Below are 1397 nucleotides of genomic sequence, written 5' to 3'. Positions count from 1 at the left end.
ATCTTGATTGATGAAGCTCCACTGCTTCTGACACCAGCAGAATTGGTGTCAGAAGCAGTGGAGCTTCATCAATCAAGATTGCTTAGAGGGTACATTGAGAATGAAAATATGTACATGTCAAAGCATGATATTTTGAAAGCACCTAAAAAGGACAGCTGGAAGCCAGACAATAGGCTTGTCATTAACTATGCCAAGTACATTGTTGACACATTCAGTGGCTACCAAATCGGTATCCCGGTCAAAATCACGCATGATGACGATACTACAAGCAAATTCATTGATGATTTCCGCAAATTGAATGACATGGAAGACAATGAGTTTGAGCTAGCAAAGATTGCAGATATTTTTGGCCATGCTTTCCTATATGTCTATCAGGACGAGGAAGGAAATACCAGAACAACCTACAACAGTCCAGTCAACATGTTCATTGTTCATGATAACAGTATTCAAGAAAAGCCACTATTTGCGGTCAGATATGCCTTCAATGATGGAGAAGTCAATGGATATGGTCAGGTTATCACGTCTGCTGAAGTCATTGAAACAACGTTCCAGCTAGGAGGAAGTGTGACATTCCATGAACGCACTCCCCACATTTACGGCAAATTGCCAGTTGTAGAAATGATTGAAAATGAAGAGCGTCAAGGTATCTTTGATAGTGTCAAAACGCTCATCAACGCTCTGAACAAGGCTGCTAGCGAGAAAGCCAATGACGTTGACTACTTTGCTGACGCTTACTTGAAGATTGTAGGTGTAGAGCTTAAAGATGGCATGGCTGACCAAATCAGAGAAAACCGCATTTTCAACTTGTGGAAAAATGGTGATGGCGCATTGCCTGAGGTCGGTTTCCTTGAGAAGCCGAATTCAGACACTACCCAAGAAAATCTGATCGCATTGCTCAAAGAGTCTATCTTTGCAGTTTCTATGGTTGCCAATCTGTCTGAGGAAGACTTTGGAAATGCTTCAGGGACTGCCCTAGCTTTCAAACTGCAAGCCATGGACAATCTGGCCAAGATGAAAGACCGTAAAATGCAGTCCGCATTCAATCGATTGTATGAGATTGTTTTCAACGTGCCAATGGCAAAAGTGCCAAGTGATGGTTGGACTGGTATCAAGTACAATTTCACACGCAATGTGCCAAGGAATATCCTTGAAGAGTCTAGCATTGTTGCAAATCTAGCTGGACAAGTTTCAAACACAACCAAGCTTTCTGTTCTGTCTATTGTGGATAACCCAAAAAATGAGCTGGCTAAGATGGCTGAAGAGGAAGAAAGCTCAAGCCTGCTTTCCAAGAAACTTGAAAAGAACAAGCGAATGACTGACAAGGATCTTGCAGATGACGGTCAGGAAGTGATTGAAGATGGCCAATGATTACTGGAAGAAGCGGATAGAAGCTGAAC

The 1397-nt window shown here is 42.3% G+C and carries 1 protein-coding gene; it reads left to right on the top strand.

What is annotated here, in order from left to right; translation table 11 throughout:
* Positions 1–1368: phage portal protein (locus tag GT590_RS14225; protein WP_205217249.1), on the top strand; the 1368-nt coding region annotated here is incomplete at its 5' end.
* Positions 1369–1397: the final 29 nt, after the last annotated feature.

It is taken from the genome of Eggerthella sp. BIOML-A1 (genome assembly GCF_009875595.1).
Taxonomy (GTDB): Bacteria; Actinomycetota; Coriobacteriia; order Coriobacteriales; family Eggerthellaceae; genus Eggerthella; species Eggerthella lenta.
Note: the sequence above shows the minus strand (reverse complement) of the source record. Positions and strands in the feature narration are given on the sequence as shown.